Consider the following 17,862-nt stretch of genomic DNA (forward strand, 5'->3'; position numbering starts at 1 on the left):
ACGGGGGGTCAGCACGCGGGTCAGCACGGTGGGGTCCAGCGCGGGGTCAGGATGAGGCGGACGGATGTCCGGCGGCGTGTTCCACGGTCAGCCGGGTGAGTTCCACCCGGGAACGGATGTCCAGCTTCCGGAAGATCTGCCGCAGGTGGAACGCCACCGTATGCACGCTGATGAACATCTGCTCGGCGACCTTGCGGTTCGTCCACCCCTGGGCGACCAGCAGGGACACCGTGCGCTCGGTGTCGGTGAGACTGTCCCACCCGGCGACCGGCCGGTCGGCGTAGGTCCAGTGTCTGCGGCGAACGCCTTCCTGGCGCAACCGGCGGCGGACCCGGGCGCCGTCCCGCACGGCGGCCGACTCCTCGTATCCGGCGAGGGCGCGGTTCAGGCGCTCGACCCCGGCCGTCCGGTCGCCGGTACGGCAGAGCAGCATGCCGAGGTCCTCCTCCGCCGACGCGCGCGACCAGGGATCGGCCGCCCGGTCCGCCGCCAGCGCGAGCGCGCGCGGATCGTCGTCGAGCAGCCCGCGCACGTGCGCGGACACGGCGACGAAAAGGCCGGGACGATCAGCGGTCGGCGGGTCTCCACACAGCAGTTCGCCAAGCAGCCGGTCTCCGGTCGGTGGGTCCTCGCGCGGTCGGTCCTCGCACGGTCGGCCTTCGCACGGCCGGTCCTCGCGCGGCCGGTCCTCCGACAGCCGGTCCAGCGCGGCCACGACGAGTTCGGCCCGTTCGCGGTCCCCTGTGCGGAGCGCCAGGCGGACCAGCCAGGCGGCGCAGGCCGGTTCCACGGCGAGCACCCAGGGACGCCGCGCGAGCCCGGAGTAGACCTGATCCCGGAGCAGGTGTTCCATCGCGCGTTCCGCCCCTTCGCCCGCCTCGATCACCTGCCCCGCGGCCATGGCGCGGATGAGGTCGGCGGCGGGACGCGCGCGCGTGGACGGGCGGCCGGAAGGCCGGGCCGGGGCATGCGCGAGCGCCGCGCGCAGATCGCCGCGCCGCAGCGCGACCGCGACCAGCACGGATGAGGCGAGTGAGCCGATGAGTCCGGTCACCGGGCCGTCGCGCACGTGCGCCGGGCTGTCATCGGCGCCAAGGGACGCTTCCGCGTGGGTGCCCGCCTCGTCGAGCCGTCCCGACGCGAGCGCCGCACGGGCGCGCAGAACGGCCTGGCCGTGCACCCGGTCGGCGTCCGTCCAGACCGGATCGTCGAGGTCCCCGTGGTCGACGTATCCGCGGTCGAAGTGCCCGTGGTCGAGGGGTGAGAGGCGAGCAGCCTGGTGACGTTCGGCCTGGTGGCGGAGGGCCAGCCGCAGCGGCCGGGGCAGGCCGGCGAGGACGGCCCGCCAGACGAGTTCGTGCCGGAAGGCGAGATCGTCCCCGGCCGCCACCAGCAGGCCGGCCGCCAGCGCCTCCTCCATCGCGGGGAGCAGCGTCGCGGGGGACGCGCCGAGCAGTTCGGCCACGTCGTCGGGGGAGAACGACCGCCCGAGCACGGCGGCCGCCTCCACCAGGTGGCGGGCCTCGCGGCCCAGCCGGTCCAGGCGGTGCCGTACGAGGACCCGGACGCGTCGCGGAAGCACGGGGGACAGCAGCCGGGCATCTCCGCCCGTGATCTCGATCACGCCCTCGTCGCGCAGCCCGTTGACGAGCTCGACCAGCAGGTACGGGTTGCCGCCCGCGCCGGAGGCGAAGGCGAGCAGGCCGGGTTCCGGGCGGGCGTGCAGCAGGTCGGCCACGATCCGGGCGACGGCGTCGTCCGGCAGCGGGCTGAGGGCGATCCTGCCCGAGCCCTGCCGTTCGAGGACGTCGAACAGGCGCTCGGTCTCGTGGTCCGGGCCATCGGTCGAGCGGGTGAGCATCCAGGCCAGCGGCCGGTGCGCCAACCGGCAGTGCAGGGTGCGCACCGCCATGAGCGTGGCCGGATCCGCCCAATGGAGATCGTCCAGCGTGACGAGCAGCGGTCCGGTGACCATCCGCTTCTCCATGTGGATCCGGAGGCGTTCCAGCCGCGCCTCCAGCCACTCGGCGGCGGGGTCGCTCTCGGCGGGCAGGTCGTCGAACGCGGTCAGGAGCGGGTTCAGCGGGATGAGCCGGTCGAGCTCCTCGGCGGCGCCCGCGGCCAGGGAGAATCCCTGTGTGGCCGCCTGCTCGGCTGCCCGGGAGAGCAGTGTCGTCTTGCCGGTCCCCGGCTCGCCGTCGATCAGCAGGGTGCCGCCCTCGCCGGCTCCTGCCCTTTCCAGCAGCCCGGCGACGGCGGCCAGTTCGCATGCCCGCATCGCATGTCCCCCGAAAGATGTCATGCCGCGAAATACCTGGTCAGTTGATGTGACGGCTACCCGTATCCGGGACGACTACACGATTTGACGGTGTGGCCCGGCGGGCCACAGGCGACCCTCAAAAGAAGGGCCCGCCCACGTGACGCCGCCGTCGCCGGCGCGATGCCGCATGTGCGGCCCCGTACAGCCGGGTAGTAAAGCCGGATGAAGCCGGGACGAAGTCGGACGCGCATGACGGATCGGCCGGACGGTCCGTACAGGTGGATGAGGGAGCGCCCTATGGGGAAGGCAGTCGGCATCGATCTGGGCACCACGAACTCCGTGATCGCCGCGATGGAAGGCGGACAGCCGTCGGTGATCCCCAACGCGGAGGGATCGCGGACGACCCCCTCGGTCGTCGCGTTCACGGATCAGGGGGAACGGCTCGTCGGTCAGCTCGCCCGGCGGCAGGCGATCCTGAACCCGAAGGGAACGATCTACTCCTCCAAGCGCTTCATCGGGCGCCGGTACGACGAGGTCACCACCGAGATGCACGCGGTGTCCTTCGACGTGGTCGAGGGGCCCGGAGGCGCGGTGCGCTTCCAGGTGCGCGACAAGCAGTACGCCCCCGAGGAGATCTCCGCTCTCGTGCTCAGGAAGCTCGTCGCGGATGCCGGGAGGTTCCTCGGCGAGAAGATCACCGAAGCCGTCATCACGGTGCCCGCGTACTTCAACGACGCCCAGCGGCAGGCCACCAAGGACGCCGGAAAGATCGCCGGAATCGAGGTACTGCGGATCATCAACGAGCCGACCGCGGCCGCCCTGGCGTACGGGCTGGACAGGAAGGAGAACGAGACCGTCCTCGTCTTCGACCTGGGCGGCGGCACCTTCGACGTCAGCATCCTGGACATCGGCGAGGGCGTGCTGGAGGTCCGCTCCACCTCCGGGGACACCCACCTCGGCGGCGACGACTTCGACCGCAGGATCGTCGACCATCTGGCCGACGAGTTCCAGCGGCAGGAGGGCATCGACCTCAGGCGGGACCCGCAGGCGCTTCAGCGGCTGTTCGAGGCGGCGGAGAAGGCCAAGGTGGAGCTGTCGTCGGTCACCCAGACGACGGTGAGCCTGCCGTTCATCACCGCCGACGCCAACGGCCCCAAGCACCTGAACACGACGCTGATGCGCTCGACCTTCGAGCAGATCACGGCCGACCTGGTGGAGCGCTGCACCAAGCCGGTGGAGCAGGCGATGGCCGACGCCAAGCTCACCCCCGACGACATCGACGAGGTCATCCTCGTCGGCGGCGCGACCCGCATGCCCGCCGTGCAGAACCTGGTACGCCGGATGACCGGGGGCAAGGACCCCAACATGACCGTCAACCCGGATGAGGTCGTCGCCGTCGGCGCGGCCACCCAGGCGGCGATCATCAAGGGAGAGGTGAAGGACGTCCTGCTGCTCGACGTCACCCCGCTGTCGCTGGGCGTCGAGACCCTCGGCGGTGTGATGACCAAGGTCATCGAGCGGAACACGACGATCCCCGCCCGCCGGACGGAGACGTTCAGCACGGCGGAGGACAACCAGAGCGCGGTGGATGTGGTCGTGCTCCAGGGCGAGCGCGAGCGGGCCGCGGACAACCGCGCCCTCGGCCGCTTCCGCCTGGAGAGCATCCGGCCCGCGCAGCGTGGCGCGCCGCAGATCGAGGTCACCTTCGACATCGACGCGAACGGCATTCTCAACGTGGGCGCCAGGGACAAGGACACCGGCGCGGAGCAGCGCATCACGATCAGCGAGAGCTCCAACCTGGACAGGTCCGAGGTCGACCGGATGGTCGCGGACGCCGACCGGCACCGTGGCGAGGACGCCAGGCTCCGCGAGCTGGTCGACGCGCGCAACGAGCTGGACACCGTCGCCTACGCCGTCGAGCGCCGCGTGAACGAGCTCGGCCAGGCGGTGCCCGTACACGAGAAGGCGCGGGCCGAGACGCTGGTCGTGGACGCCCGGCAGGCGATCAAGGAGGAGGTGCCGCTCGACCGGCTGCGCTCCCTCACCGCCGAGCTGCAGCAGGTCTACCACGGCCTCGGCGCGTCCGCCGCCGGGCCGGGCGCCCAGGGTGAGGGCCCTCCGCCTGGTGCGGGCGGCGGAGGCGGGGACGACGTCATCGACGCCGAGTTCACCACGTCGGACTGACTATGAGCGAGCGCGAGCAGGGCCGCGCCGGCGGCCCCGACGAGACACGAGGGGAGCCCCCGGCCGCCGAGGCCAGGGCCGAGGCGCGCCACGAGGAGCGGGGCCGGAGCGAGACCGACGAGATGGTGGCCGAGCTGGAGGGCCGGTGGTTGCGCGCCGTCGCCGAGCTGGACACCGTACGCCGCCGGATGGCCAGGGACACGGAGCGGCAGCGCCTGGAGGAACGGACCAGGGTGGCCGCGGAATGGCTTCCCGTGCTCGACAACCTCGAACTCGCCCTGCGTCACGCCGGGGACGGCATGGCCGGCTCCCCGGGCACTCCCGGCGCCGTGAGCACGGCGGGCGGCACCGGGGGCGGCACTGCGGGCGGCACTGCGGGTGGCACTGCGGGCGGCCACGCCGAGGCGGTGATCGAGGGAGTGCGGGCCGTACGGGACCAGGCGGTCGCGGTGCTGGCCCGGCTCGGATTCCCGCGCCAGGACAGCATCGGGCAGAAGTTCGACCCGGCCTTGCACGAGGCGGTCGGCGCCGTGCCCGACCCCGACGCGCCGCCCGGGACGATCATCGAGGTCGTACGGCCAGGCTACGGCGACGCGGAGCACCTGCTCCGGCCCGCGTCCGTGGTCGTCTCCCGGAAGGCGGACTGAGGGCGGATGGCGGCTGACTTCTACGAGGTACTGGGGGTGGCGCGGACCGCGAGCCAGGCGGAGATCCAGCGCGCCTACCGCAAGCTCGCCCGGTCCTACCACCCCGACGTGAACAAGGACCCGGGCGCCGAGGACCGGTTCAAGGAGATCTCGGAGGCGAACCAGGTGCTGTCCGACCCTGAGACGCGCAAGCGGTACGACGCGTTCGGCCCGGACTTCCGCCAGGTGCCTCCTGACGTGGACCCGGAGACGTGGGCCCGCGCCCGCGCCGGAGCCGGCGCCCGGACCAGAGGGCGTGCCGCGCCCGCGTGGGAGTCCGTCGGCGGCGACCTCGGGGGCGCGGACTTCGAGGACCTCCTGGGCGGGATCTTCGGGGGGCGCCGTGGCGGCCGCCGCTGGGGGCCCGTTCCCGGCGCCGACCAGGAGGCCGAGCTCACGGTCACGGTCGAGGACGCCTACCGGGGCGCCCGCCGCTCGCTCACGCTGCCCAGCGGGCGGAAGGTCGACGTGTCCATCCCTGCCGGGGTGACCGAGGGGCAGCGGATCAGGCTGGCCGGCCAGGGCGGCCGCGGCGGCGAGGGCGCGCCCCCGGGCGATCTCTACCTCATCGTCCGGATCGCCCCTCATCCCCGCTACGAGGTCCGTGGCCGGAACATCCACGTCACCTTCCTGCTGGCCCCGTGGGAGGCGGCGCTCGGCGCGACGGTCGCGATCGACACACCGGGCGGCGAGGCCAAGGTGCGCGTGCCGGCCGGCACGTCCAGCGGCCGTCACCTGCGGCTGCGCGGCCGAGGACTGCCCAACCCGCGTGGCACGCCGGGGGATCTGCTCGCGGAGGCCCGGATCATGGTGCCGCCGCACCTCACCGATGAGGAGCGGCGGCTGTTCGAGGAGCTGTCCGCGGTCTCCGGCTTCGACCCGAGGAGCCGACGATGACCTACGCCCTCGTCCGGACGGACCGGCTGCGGATGGATCTGGACACGTTCGCGCGGGCCGCGAACCTGCATCCCGAGCTTGTGCGGCGGCTGGTCGCGCTCGGCCTGCTCGACGCCGTACCCGACGCCGCGGGCCGGCCCTGCCTCGCGCCGTCCCAGCTCGCCGTGGTCGCCAGGATCCAGCGGCTGCGCGCCGGTTTCGCCGTCAACTACGCCTCGGTCGGCCTGGTGATCGACCTGCTCGATCGCGTGACCGAGCTGGAGGCCGCCCTGCGGGCCCGCTCGCGTACGACCGGAGGTTGATCATGGACCCGAACCGCATGACCCAGAAGTCCCAGGAGGCCCTGAACGACGCCCAGGCACTGGCGATGAGCCTCGGGCAGACCGAGGTCGACGGTGAGCACCTGCTCTTCGCGCTGCTCGCGCAGCCCGAGGGGCTCATCCCGAGCCTGCTGTCCCGGGCCGGAGCCGATACCGGCAAGTTGCGCTCCGAACTTGAGGAGAGCCTGAGCCGACGCCCCCAGGTGAGCGGGCCGGGCGCGACCCCCGGGCAGGTCTTCGTGACCCAGCGGCTGTCCCGCGTGCTCGACGCCGCCGACCGGGAGGCCAGGCGGCTCAAGGACGACTACGTGTCGGTCGAGCACCTGGTGCTCGCGCTGATCGACGAGGGCGCGGAGACGCCGGCGGGCCGCCTGCTGCGCGAGCAGGGCCTCACCCGGGACAGGTTCCTGCGGGCCCTCACCGAGATCCGGGGCCACCAGCGGGTCACCTCCGCCACGCCCGAGGTCGCGTACGAGGCCCTGGAGAAGTACGGCAGGGACCTGGTCGCGGACGCGGCGGCGGACAAGCTGGACCCGGTGATCGGCAGGGACAGCGAGATCCGCAGGGTGGTCCAGATCCTCTCCAGGAAGACGAAGAACAACCCGGTCCTCGTCGGCGATCCCGGCGTCGGCAAGACGGCGATCGTCGAGGGGCTGGCGCAGCGGATCGTTCGCGGCGACGTGCCCGAGGGCCTGCGCGACAAGACGATCTTCAGCCTGGACATGGGCGCGCTGATCGCCGGAGCCAAGTACCGCGGCGAGTTCGAGGAGCGGCTCAAGGCCGTGCTCGGCGAGGTGAAGGCGGCCGAAGGCCGGATCCTCCTGTTCGTCGACGAGCTGCACACCGTCGTGGGCGCGGGCGCGACCGAGGGCGCCATGGACGCGGGCAACATGCTCAAGCCGATGCTCGCCCGCGGTGAGCTGCACATGATCGGCGCGACGACCCTGCAGGAGTACCGCAAGCACATCGAGAAGGACGCGGCCCTGGAGCGCAGGTTCCAGCCGGTGCTCGTGGACGAGCCGTCGGTCGAGGACGCCGTCTCCATCCTGCGCGGGCTGCGCGAGCGTCTTGAGGTGTTCCACGGCGTGAAGATCCAGGACAACGCGCTGGTCGCCGCGGTCGTCCTCAGCCACCGCTACATCTCCGACCGGTTTCTGCCGGACAAGGCCATCGACCTCGTGGACGAGGCGTGCGCGATGCTCCGTACCGAGATCGACTCGATGCCGGCCGAGCTGGACGAGCTGACCCGCAGGGTGATGCGGCTGGAGATCGAGGAGGCGGCGCTCGCCAAGGAGACGGACCCGGCGAGCCGCTCCCGGCTGGAGGACCTGCGCAAGGAGCTGACCGACCTGCGCGCCGAGACCGACGCGATGCGGGCGCAATGGGAGGCCGAGCGGCACGCCCTGCGCAAGGTGCAGGCCCTGCGTGAGGAGATGGAGACGGTGCGCCACGAGGCCGAGATCGCCGAGCGGAGCTACGACCTCAACCGCGCCGCCGAGCTGCGCCACGGCCGGATGCCGGACCTGGCCAGGCGGCTCGCCGCGGAGGAGAAGCAGTTGGAGGCCAAGCAGGGCCGGAGCCGCCTGCTGCGGGAGGTCGTGACCGAGGACGAGATCGCGGCGATCGTGTCGCGCTGGACGGGCATCCCGGTCAGCCGGCTCCAGGAGGGCGAGCGGGAGAAACTGCTCCGCCTGGACGACATCCTGCACGAGCGGGTCGTCGGCCAGGACGAGGCCGTCCAGTTGGTCGCCGACGCCGTCATCCGCGCCAGATCGGGCATCAAGGATCCGCGCCGGCCGATCGGGTCGTTCATCTTCCTCGGCCCCACCGGCGTCGGCAAGACCGAGCTGGCCAAGGCGCTGGCCGCGGCGCTGTTCGACACCGAGGACAACATGGTCCGGCTCGACATGAGCGAGTACCAGGAGCGGCACACCGTGAGCCGGCTCGTCGGCGCACCTCCCGGTTACGTCGGTTACGAGGAGGGCGGCCAGCTCACCGAGGCCGTACGGCGCAAGCCGTACTCGGTGGTGCTGTTCGACGAGGTCGAGAAGGCGCACGCGGACGTGTTCAACACGCTGCTCCAGGTGCTCGACGACGGGCGGCTGACCGACGCGCAGGGCCGTACGGTCGACTTCAGGAACACCGTCATCATCATGACCTCGAACATCGGGTCGGAGTACCTCCTCGAAGGCGTCACCCCCAACGGGGAGATCAAGCCCGAGAGCCGGGAGCAGGTCATGGGGGCGCTGCGGCGCCACTTCCGGCCGGAGTTCCTCAACCGGGTCGACGACATCGTGCTGTTCAAGCCGTTGACCGAGGCGGAGACCGAGCGGATCGTCGACCTGATGTTCGGCGAGATCAGGGCCAGGCTGGCCGACCGGCGGATGACGCTGGAGGTCACCGAGGAGGCCCGCCGCCTGATCGCGGAGGAGGGTTACGACCCGGTGTACGGCGCGCGGCCGCTGCGGCGGTTCATCTCGCGCGAGGTGGAGACGCGGATCGGCCGCGCGCTGCTCGCGGGAGACGTCGAGGACGGCGCGACGATCATGGTCGGGGTGTCCGGGGGCGAGCTGGTGGTCGGATTCCGTAATCCGGAATCGGATTAACATACTGTTCACATTCGGGCAAAAGGTCCGAAACGGTCCGTTGGCATTCTCGGGCGTGCCGATGAAAAGCACGCACGCTCGTGAAGGGGATCGATGTGAGCTACAAGGCTGAGTACATCTGGATCGACGGCACGGAGCCCACGGCGAAGCTCAGGTCCAAGACCAGGATCCTCGCGGACGGCGCACCCATTCCGAACTGGGGCTTCGACGGATCCAGCACCAACCAGGCCGGCGGCCACTCCTCCGACCGCGTGCTCAAGCCCGCGTTCACCTGCCCCGACCCGATTCGCGGCGGTGACAACGTGCTGGTGCTGTGCGAGGTGCTCAACCCGGACATGTCGCCGCACTCCAGCAACACCCGCGCGCTCCTCACCGAGGTGGCCGAGCGGTTCGCCGACCAGGAGTCGTGGTTCGGCATCGAGCAGGAGTACACCTTCTTCCAGGACGGCCGTCCGCTCGGCTTCCCGATCGGCGGCTTCCCGGCCCCGCAGGGCGGCTACTACTGCGGTGTCGGCGCCGACGAGGTCTTCGGGCGCGACGTCGTCGAGAAGCACCTCGACCTCTGCCTGGCCGCCGGACTGGGGATCTCCGGCATCAACGCCGAGGTCATGCCCGGTCAGTGGGAGTTCCAGATCGGCCCGCTGGGCCCGGTCGAGGTGGCCGACCACATGTGGATCGCCCGCTGGCTGCTGTACCGCGTCGCCGAGGACTTCGACGTCGCCGCCACGCTCGACCCCAAGCCGGTGAAGGGCGACTGGAACGGCGCCGGCGCGCACACCAACTTCTCCACCAAGGCGATGCGCGAGGCGTACGAGCCGATCATCACCGCCTGCGAGGCCCTGGCCGAGAACGCCATGGAGCACGTCCAGAACTACGGCCACGGCATCGAGGACCGCCTCACCGGCCACCACGAGACCTCGCCGTGGGACAAGTTCAGCTACGGCGTCTCCGACCGCGGCGCCTCGGTCCGCATCCCGTGGCAGGTCGAGATCGAGCGCAAGGGCTACATCGAGGACCGCCGCCCGAACGCGAACGTCGACCCCTACGTGGTCACCCGCCTGATGGTGGACACCTGCTGCTCCGCCCTGGAGAAGGCCGGCCAGGTCTGATCCCCGCCCCGACTCCGTACGTACGGCTCCCGCCCCGCATTGGGCGGGAGCCGTACGCGTGTCGGGGTGGCTCATCCGCCGCCTCGCGCCGGGACGTAACCGAGCCGCCGGACGGCGTAGGCGCGGATCGCGTCGGCGAGCCAGGGAGGAAGAAGCGGGTCGATCTCCTCGATCATGGCGCGCTGGTCGGGATTACCGGTCACGAGGTCCGCCAGCGCGTGGTAGGCCGCCGCGTCGGCCGGCCACAGCAGCCGGACCCCCTGGTAGTGCGCGGTCATGAGGTCGAGGACGGCGGCGCTGTCGGGGGCCGTGCCGCTGGAACGCGCGTCCGAGAGCCGCCGCAGCAGCCGGCGGCCCTGCGCCGCGGCCTGCTCGTGCTCCTCGCGGGTCCACCGGCCGGTGACCGCGTCCGCGCTGGCGAAGTGCTCCCCGGCGCCGGCCCCGTACCGGGCCTCGATGTCCCGCCGGAGATCGTCCCGCCGCGCCGACAGGCCGGTGAAGAACTCCTCCTCGCTGAGGTGCGCCTGGCCGGTGAGATCGGCGATGGTGCGGTCGACGGTCGCGATGATCTCCTCAAGCCGGTCGCGGTGGGCGACGAGGTCCGCGCGGTGCCGCCGCAGCGCGGCGACCCCGTCCCGGTCGCCGTCGAGGATCCGGCCGATCTGGCCGAGCGGGACGCCCAGCTCCCTGAGGAACAGGATCCGCTGCAGGCGCAGCAGCTCCCGGCGCCCGTACCAGCGGTAGCCGTTGCTCGCCGTCCGTACGGGGCACAGCAGCCCGATGTCGTCGTAGTGCCGCAGCGTGCGAGAGGTGAGGCCGGACATGCGGGCGACCTCGCTGATCGAGTGCTCCACACTCGCACCCTAAACGGCTGGACCTTCTCGTTACGTCAACTTCTAGCGTCGGGGGCATGAGCACGCACCCGCCCTTCACCATCACAGACGTCCGCGTTTTCGGCGGCGGCGGCCTGATCCCCGGTGTCACGCACGTCCGTGTCAGCGCCGGCCGGATCGCCGCCGTCGGGGACGCGTCCGTGACCCAGGCGGGCGACGCCGTCGTCGACGGTTCCGGCGCGACCCTCCTGCCCGGCCTCGTCGACGCGCACGTCCACCTGCTTCCGGGTTGTACACGGTTGGCGGCCGTGTTCGGGGTGACGACGGTCCTCGACATGTTCAGCAAGCCGGAGACCATCGTCCCCGAGCGGTCCGCCGTCGCCGCGTCGGCGCGCGGCGCGGGACCCGTCCAGGCCGACATGCGGACGTCGAGTGTCGGCGCGACCGCTCCCGGCGGGCACCCGACCATCGCGTACGCGCCCTTCCCGTACGTCGCCGGACCGCGGGACGCGGTGTCCTTCGTCGCCGCCAGGGTGGCCGAAGGGGCGACACACCTCAAGGTGATCTACGACGACGGCTCGGGCGCGATGCTCGACATCCCCGCTCTGGACATCCCGACGATCGAGGCGCTGGTCGCCGCCGCCCACGACAATGCCCTGCCGGTCGTGGCGCACGCGTCCTCCGCGGCCGGGGCGGTGACGGTGGCCCGGTGCGGGGTCGACGTCCTGGCCCACGCGCCGTTCGACCGGATGACGGACGCGCAGATCCGTGACGTGGCCCGGTGCGGTGTGGCGGTCATCGCGACGCTGAGCGTCGTCGACGGATTCCCAGGCCAGGACGGCGTCATGCCGCTGCTGGCCCAGCCGCACCTGGCCGGGCGGCTGGGCGCTCGGTGGCGGCGCCTGATCGAGCGCCAGGCCCTGCGGTGGATGCCGCCCGAGCCGCCGGACGGCGCCGCGCAGCGGTACAACACCGTGGCGTTTCTGGAGTCGGGCCTGCGGGTGCTCGCCGGTACTGACGCCCCCAACCCCGGGCTCGTGTTCGGAGCCAGCCTGCACCGGGAGCTGCAGCACCTGGTCGATGCCGGGTTCACCCCGGGTGAGGCTCTGGCCGCCGCGACCTCGACGCCGGCCGCGGTCTTCGGCCTGGCCGACCGCGGCGAGATCGCCGTGGGGCGCCGGGCCGACCTCGTGCTCGTCGCGGGTGACCCGACGGCCGACATCGCCGCGACCCAGCGGATCCGTGAAGTGTGGGTGCTCGGCCGGCGCGTCGATCCCGGCGCGTACGCCGGCAGCGAGGCCGAGCGCGTGGGCGTGCGCTGGCAGAGGGACTCGGCACAGAAGATCGTCACGGCGATCGGGGAGATGTGGCCGGGCTTCCCCGCGCCCCAGGAGGTGCGGCGCGACGACGGCGAGCCGGTGGGCCGGGTGGTGCCGACGTCCGGAGGCTGGCAGGCCATGACGATCTTCGGGGCGCCGCTCGGCGACCCCACTGATCGCGACGAGGCCGTCGCCGACGTGCGTGCCCGCGGGCTGGCCTGCCTGGCCGAGCCCTGGTGGGCCCGCGTCGGCGACGACCCCGCCTGGCGGGAGGCCAGGATCGTCGAGGCCGCCCCCGACCGCGTCCGGCTCCGCTGGGCCGACCCCATGATCGATCAACCGCCGTCCGGCCAGTGGTTCGGCCTCGACGACCTGGACCTGTCGCTCGACCGGCCCGCCGGCTGAGCGGCCGCACTATCCGTATGGGCCGACCGCCGGCGTGAGCAGGGCCAGGCCAGACTTCAGCGACCTGCGGCCCAAGCTCCGCGCACGGAAGACGGATGGCAGGTCCACGTCCACCTCTGCCCCCGCCCTTTCAACAGGAAAAGGCGGGGTCCTCCCGTGCGCTCCGGCAGGCCCAGGTCCGTGGGCGGGGCCGGATCGTCGGGTGGGCGCCGCGATCAACCTCGCCGCTCGCCGCGCGCCGATCCGCGATCCGCTCGCCGATTCGCGGATGCGGCTCGCTGCTCGCCGTGCGCCGCTTGCGGGTCGCGGTTTGCGGTCGTTGGTCACCGCCTGTCGGTCCAGCGTCGGGGGCGGAGTTTGGAATACCGGTGGAACCGCATCGACACCGTCCCGTCCCCCTGATCGATCACCTCTACCCGGTCCGGGTGGCGGGACTTCCACTTGTTGTCCGCCGCGCACAACGGCGCGAGGTTGTCCAAATCCGTGCGGCCGGTCGGGTACCACGGCTCGATGTGGTCGATCTCGGCCAGGTAGGCGGGGACGTCGCAGCCTTCGCGGCAGCAGGTCCGGTATCTGGCCAGGATCGCTTCCCGCTGATCAGCCGAAGCCAGCCGGCGCGCCCGCCCGAAATCCCTCACGATCCCGTCAGCGTCGCGGAGCACCCGCCGGAGTTCAGCGGTGTAGGCCATCCGGCGCGCGTCCTCGGCCGGGATAGCGGTGCCGTCCTCCAGGAAGGCCGGCTCTTCCGATTGGCCGGTCAGGGTTTGCTCGGTGACTGATACGTGCATCACGGTGCGCCGCCCGCCCTCTGATAGGCGGATGGCCAGGGCGTCGGCCATGCGGCGGGCGTGGCTGCGCATGTCAGTGCCGTCGGTCTTGACGGCCAGAGGCTCCAGCCACGTCTTCAACTGCATCTTCAACTCCGGGTCGAGCAGCCCGCTGAGACGGCCCATCCCATCCGCGGTCTCGGCGATGGTCAGGTGCTGGCGTTCGGTCTTGGCCGCCGCCCGCGCCAGCCTCCCCTCCGGGTCGATCGTCTCGATGATGGTCTGACCGGCGCGGGCCACGTCCTCGACCGTGGACGCCGACGCCCGCGCGAGCTGCAGCAGGATCGGCTCGGCCAGCTCGGTCTCGGCGTCATCCAGATGCCGGGTGGTGGACGCGATCGTCGCCGCATACCCGAACGACAGCCGGCCGGAGGCGAGCAGACAGGCGGTGTGCGGCAGGCGCGGCAGTTGCCGCGCGAGTGTGACGCGTTCTCCGGCGCGGGCCGTGCGTGAGCCGGTGGCCGCTGCCAGCCATGCTCCGATCGACCGCCGCCCGAACAACTGGTGGCCCTTCCCGGCCTCGGCTATCTGGAGGCGAGCGGCGATCGCGGCTTCGGCCAGATCGATCGCCCGGGCCAACGCGACGATCTCCGCCATCGCCACCTCGACCTCGGCACCGGCCCCAGTGCCAACACCGGCCCCAGCGCCAGTCTGAGTCTCAGCCTCGGCTCCAGCCCCGGCCTTGGTCTCGCCCTGCACCTTCCCCGCAGCCGCAGCCAGCCGCTCGGCACGAGCCAGCAGGTCCATGACGTCGCGTCCGGCCAGGTTCAGATCGGGCCAGTCCCCTACCCGGCAATCACCACCAGCAGCCGGGCCATCACCTTCGAAGCCCTGGCGGCCCTCACCGTCCCGGTGCCCGTCCTGCTGCCGATCATCCCGACCGGCCCGCAGGGGACGGTTCACGAACGGCTCGCCGAGGGCGGGGCGGCGGCCTTGCCAGATCCCATCCCAGGCCGACAGGTCGTCACGGTTGTACCCGGGCCGCGGCTCGTCCCGACCGAAAAGAGCACCGCCATCGCTGCCGAGGCGCTGCGGCCCGCCCCCACCGTCGGCCTCTTCCCTTGGCTCGGCCGTCCGCTCGCCAGGGCAGGCGGGCCCTGTAAAAGCGGACGCGATCGGCGATCGTGCCGGACCCGAAGGCCGTCCACCGCCGTCAGGCTTCTGGTCTACTGCCGCGTACGGAAGGCCGAGCAGCCGCCGAGCCCAAGACAGCGTCTCATCCGGCCCGCCACCTCGCTCACCTCGCCCGTCAGAGCACGCCGTGTCGCCCGGCTCGCGTCGTGCAGCTCGCCCCTCGGGGCGGGTTGTGTCGTGCGGGGCGGGATCAGGGGCTCCCCCACGACCGTCGGAACTGCGAGCGCGGTCGAGGAGCACCGCGCCGTAGGAGTCACCGGAGAAGCGATCGGACGCGATGAACCGCGTGCGCCGCCTGGACCCGCGCCGTCGCGGTGATGCGGCAGGCGCGTCGGATGAGCGGGACGGAGGTATGTCCTCCGGTCGGCGTGACAGCAGCACGCCACCCGAAAGCATCATCTCTTCGCGCCTCCCCTCCCGCTCTGATGGTTGACCCTCTGCGAGGATATCGTTCACACGTTCGATGAACAACTTTAAGTAATCACACATGCACTATTTGTGAGCATCATGGATGGCATTCCGTTTGGTGGGCATTTATGTGACGAGGCGGCTGCGTACGGGCGGTACGCGGGGCAGCCGTTGAGTGTCGCTCGGAGGCCTCTCGCTGTGTGAGAGATTGGGCCTGGCGAAGCCTGATGGCCAGTTGGCGAAGTGCGTCACGGAGCTCGTCGGGCTCGATGTCGTACAGGTCGGAGTCGAAGGTGACGAACAGGCCGGCGACTCCCATCCAAGACCAGCCGCCGATGGTGAGCGTGCAACGTCGCTCGTCGATGTGTTCGACCACGGAGCCGCCAGGTGCCCAGCGGGCGACGACGCTGGCGGGCAGATCGATGGTCGCGCTGCCACGGCACGGCCACTGCGCGGCGGTGTCGCCGCGGTCGGGGTTCTGAATCACGAGTTGGGTGAGGTCCTCGTCGGTCAGGGGCAGGGGCGTGAACAGCGCGCCGGCAGGGTTGCGTGGGGCGATCCTGTCGACGCGATAGGTGCCCCATTCACCGGTCCGTCGGTCGCGGGCGATGAGGTACCAGCGGCCGGCCCACACGACGAGATGGTGGGGCTCGACCTCCCGTGGCGGCGTGAAGTCCGGTTCACCGGGGTTCGGGATCAGTCCGTCGGGTGAGCGGTAGTCGAAGCGCAGCGTGCGGTGGGTGCGGATCGCTGCCCCCACGGCCTGCAGCGTCGCGATGCCAACGGGTGGGGCGGCGAACTCCCAGTAGTTGCGTAGGGCCGTGAGCTCGAACGCCTCGGACGCGGCCCGCAGTCGAGAGGGCATCACTTGCCGCAGCGTTGTCAATGCCCGGGTGACGGCGTCGTCGATGCCGGCGACGGTCGCGGGTGCGGTCTGCAGGGCGATCGCGATGGCGATCGCCTGGTCGTCGTCGAGGACCAGGGGCGGCAGCTTCCCGCCACCCCCGAGCCGGTAGCCACCGCCAGGCCCCTTGGCCGCTTCGACGGGATAACCAAGCTCGCGCAGAGTGTGGACATCCCTCCGCAAGGTGCGGGCGCTCACGCCCAGTCGCGTGGCGAGTTCGGCACCGAGCCACTCGGTTCGCGCCTCGAGCAAGGACAGCAGTCGCAGGATCCGTGCGGACGTGTCAGCCATGCCGGCAGACTGACACCAATAGCGGTCACTCGGTGACCGCCACTGGTGTCACGGTGCGGCCATGAGCACTGAGAACTCCTCTGTGGCGCCGTCCCATGCGTCGCCGTCGACCGTGGCCGGCGGGCGCGCCGCCCTGCCGCTGCTCGTGGTCCTGTTCGCCTCGTTCATGGATCTGCTGGACGTCACGATCGTCACCGTCGCGGCGCCGTCCATCGCCGAGGATTTACACGCCACCCAGGCCCAACTGCAGTGGATGCTCGCCGCGTACACCCTGGCCCTGGGGTCAGGGCTGATCACCGGCGGCCGGATCGGCGACGAGTACGGCCGCCGCAAGGTCTTCCTCGCCAGCCTGGCCGGGTTCGCGATCGCGTCTGCGGCGTGCGCGCTCGCACCGTCTGCGGGCGTGTTGATCGCGATGCGGGTCCTGCAAGGCCTCGCGGGCGGGTTCATGGTCCCGCAGGTGTTCGGGATCATCCGTTCCTCGTTCGACCCGGCCTCGATGGCGAAGGCCTTCGGTGCGTACGGCGCCGTCCAGGGCCTTGCCTCCGTCGCGGGGCCGCTGCTGGGTGGGGCACTGGTGGACACCGACCTGTGGGGCCTGGCCTGGCGCACGATCTTCTGGGTCAACGTGCCCGTCGCCGTCGTCGCACTGGTTCTCGGGGTGCGGGTACTGCCGGAGTCCACCGCCGAACGGCGTGCCCGCCTCGACGTGGCCGGGGCCATGCTGTCCGCCCTGGCGATCGCGCTGATCCTCCTGCCGCTGGTGCAGGGCCGGGACTGGGGCGGGCCTTGGTGGGGCTGGGTCCTGCTCGCCGCCGGCGTGGGCCTGTTGGGCGTGTTCGTCACCTATGAGCGTGGGCTCGCGTCCCGCGGCGGTCAGCCGGTGCTGGACCCCGGGCTGCTGCGCATCAAGACCTTCGCCGCAGGCCTGGCCGCGTCGGTGCTTTTCTTCGGCGCTCTCGGGTCGTTCTTCCTCATGCTGTCGTTGTACCTGCAGGCGGGCACTGGGCGGTCCGCGTGGGGCACCGGGCTGGTGATCTTGCCCTACGCGATCGGGTCGATGGTCACCTCCGGGCTCGGCGTCCAGCTCGCTGCCAAGGCCGGACGAGTCCTGCTCGTGACCGGCTCGCTGGTTCTCGCCGTCTCTCAGGCCGTGATCTGGGTTCTGGTCCGCGACGGGGGACAGCCGGGTTACTGGCCGCTGGCGGCCGCGTTGTTCCTCGGTGGGCTCGGCCTCGGGCTGGCCGCGCCGATCCTGGTGAACGTCGTCCTCGCCGGCGTCCCCGGCCGACACGCCGGTGCCGCCGGCGGAGTCCTGTCCACGGTCAATCAGATCGGCGGCGCTGTCGGGGTCGCCGTCCTGGGCACCGTCTTCTTCACCGCGCTCGCCCCCGCCCCTTCCGCAGTGGACGTATTCGGGAGCGCCCTCGCCACCGTCATGCCCTGGCAGGTCGTCGCCTACCTGGCCGCGGCCCTGCTGATGCTCGCCCTACCCAAGACCGCCGGCGCCCACCAGGCCTGACCCGCCCCAAGCTCTCGGCGTCCTGGCTATTGAGATCGAACTCGTCACCGAACCCACACCCTGACCCGGCCGCATCGGAACGGCCAGTGGCGGTATCCCGGGCCCCGCGTCGACCTCGGTCGTGGTCGTCGGAGTGTCAGGGCCGTATCGCATGGTG

The 17,862-nt window shown here is 71.6% G+C and carries 12 protein-coding genes; 8 read left to right on the forward strand and 4 right to left on the reverse strand.

Going from position 1 to position 17,862, the window contains the following annotated elements:
* Positions 1-46: 46 nt before the first annotated feature.
* Positions 47-2,278: a helix-turn-helix transcriptional regulator gene (locus tag QSK17_RS07955; RefSeq protein WP_285703866.1), complete on the reverse strand. Its 2,232-nt coding sequence runs from the start codon at positions 2,276-2,278 to the stop codon at positions 47-49.
* Between the two features lie 279 nt (positions 2,279-2,557).
* Between QSK17_RS07955 and dnaK the strand changes: the two genes are divergently transcribed.
* The 6 genes from dnaK to glnII all read left to right on the forward strand — a co-directional run bounded on the left by dnaK (position 2,558) and on the right by glnII (position 10,062).
* Positions 2,558-4,444, forward strand: a complete 1,887-nt coding sequence (gene dnaK, locus QSK17_RS07960; protein WP_285703867.1) for a molecular chaperone DnaK — start codon at positions 2,558-2,560, stop codon at positions 4,442-4,444.
* A 2-nt stretch (positions 4,445-4,446) separates the two neighbouring features.
* Positions 4,447-5,091, forward strand: coding sequence for a nucleotide exchange factor GrpE (locus QSK17_RS07965; RefSeq protein ID WP_285703868.1), 645 nt, complete (start codon positions 4,447-4,449; stop codon positions 5,089-5,091).
* Between the two features lie 6 nt (positions 5,092-5,097).
* The gene (locus QSK17_RS07970) at positions 5,098-6,027 is read left to right on the forward strand and encodes a DnaJ C-terminal domain-containing protein (protein ID WP_285703869.1); all 930 of its coding nucleotides are present in this window, start codon (positions 5,098-5,100) and stop codon (positions 6,025-6,027) included.
* The gene (locus QSK17_RS07975; protein WP_285703870.1) at positions 6,024-6,329 is read left to right on the forward strand and encodes a chaperone modulator CbpM; all 306 of its coding nucleotides are present in this window, start codon (positions 6,024-6,026) and stop codon (positions 6,327-6,329) included. The genes QSK17_RS07970 and QSK17_RS07975 overlap by 4 nt, the downstream gene beginning before the upstream one ends.
* A gap of 2 nt (positions 6,330-6,331) precedes the next feature.
* Positions 6,332-8,953, forward strand: a complete 2,622-nt coding sequence (clpB, locus tag QSK17_RS07980) for an ATP-dependent chaperone ClpB (RefSeq protein ID WP_285703872.1) — start codon at positions 6,332-6,334, stop codon at positions 8,951-8,953.
* A 95-nt stretch (positions 8,954-9,048) separates the two neighbouring features.
* Positions 9,049-10,062, forward strand: a complete 1,014-nt coding sequence (gene glnII / locus QSK17_RS07985) for a glutamine synthetase (RefSeq protein ID WP_285703873.1) — start codon at positions 9,049-9,051, stop codon at positions 10,060-10,062.
* Between the two features lie 71 nt (positions 10,063-10,133).
* On the opposite strand, the gene QSK17_RS07990 is transcribed toward glnII, so the two are convergent.
* On the reverse strand, positions 10,134-10,916 hold the full coding sequence (locus QSK17_RS07990; protein WP_285703874.1) for a MerR family transcriptional regulator: 783 nt from the start codon (positions 10,914-10,916) through the stop codon (positions 10,134-10,136).
* A 56-nt stretch (positions 10,917-10,972) separates the two neighbouring features.
* Between QSK17_RS07990 and QSK17_RS07995 the strand changes: the two genes are divergently transcribed.
* Entirely contained in the window at positions 10,973-12,619 is a 1,647-nt protein-coding gene (locus QSK17_RS07995; RefSeq protein WP_285703875.1) for an amidohydrolase family protein, read from the forward strand.
* Positions 12,620-12,942: 323 nt separating this feature from the next.
* On the opposite strand, the gene QSK17_RS08000 is transcribed toward QSK17_RS07995, so the two are convergent.
* Both QSK17_RS08000 and QSK17_RS08005 read right to left on the reverse strand, forming a co-directional pair.
* Entirely contained in the window at positions 12,943-14,349 is a 1,407-nt protein-coding gene (locus QSK17_RS08000; RefSeq protein WP_285703876.1) for an HNH endonuclease signature motif containing protein, read from the reverse strand.
* Positions 14,350-15,085: 736 nt separating this feature from the next.
* Positions 15,086-16,183: a helix-turn-helix transcriptional regulator gene (locus QSK17_RS08005; RefSeq protein ID WP_285703878.1), complete on the reverse strand. Its 1,098-nt coding sequence runs from the start codon at positions 16,181-16,183 to the stop codon at positions 15,086-15,088.
* A 61-nt stretch (positions 16,184-16,244) separates the two neighbouring features.
* Here QSK17_RS08005 and QSK17_RS08010 point away from each other — a divergent pair, with 61 nt between their 5' ends.
* A complete protein-coding gene (locus QSK17_RS08010; RefSeq protein WP_285703879.1) occupies positions 16,245-17,705 on the forward strand; it encodes an MFS transporter in 1,461 nt (486 codons plus the stop codon).
* The last annotated feature ends 157 nt before the right edge of the window (positions 17,706-17,862 follow it).

The sequence above is a fragment of the Microtetraspora sp. NBRC 16547 genome (assembly GCF_030268965.1).
GTDB lineage: Bacteria > Actinomycetota > Actinomycetes > Streptosporangiales > Streptosporangiaceae > Microtetraspora.

Coding starts and splice junctions, on each gene's coding strand:
- dnaK (WP_285703867.1), top strand. CDS start 2,558: ATGGGGAAGGCAGTCGGCATCGATCTGGGCACCACGAACTCCGTGATC.
- QSK17_RS07995 (WP_285703875.1), top strand. CDS start 10,973: ATGAGCACGCACCCGCCCTTCACCATCACAGACGTCCGCGTTTTCGGC.
- clpB (WP_285703872.1), top strand. CDS start 6,332: ATGGACCCGAACCGCATGACCCAGAAGTCCCAGGAGGCCCTGAACGAC.
- QSK17_RS07970 (WP_285703869.1), top strand. CDS start 5,098: ATGGCGGCTGACTTCTACGAGGTACTGGGGGTGGCGCGGACCGCGAGC.
- QSK17_RS07975 (WP_285703870.1), top strand. CDS start 6,024: ATGACCTACGCCCTCGTCCGGACGGACCGGCTGCGGATGGATCTGGAC.
- QSK17_RS07955 (WP_285703866.1), bottom strand. CDS start 2,278: ATGCGGGCATGCGAACTGGCCGCCGTCGCCGGGCTGCTGGAAAGGGCA.
- QSK17_RS08005 (WP_285703878.1), bottom strand. CDS start 16,183: ATGGCTGACACGTCCGCACGGATCCTGCGACTGCTGTCCTTGCTCGAG.
- QSK17_RS07965 (WP_285703868.1), top strand. CDS start 4,447: ATGAGCGAGCGCGAGCAGGGCCGCGCCGGCGGCCCCGACGAGACACGA.
- QSK17_RS08010 (WP_285703879.1), top strand. CDS start 16,245: ATGAGCACTGAGAACTCCTCTGTGGCGCCGTCCCATGCGTCGCCGTCG.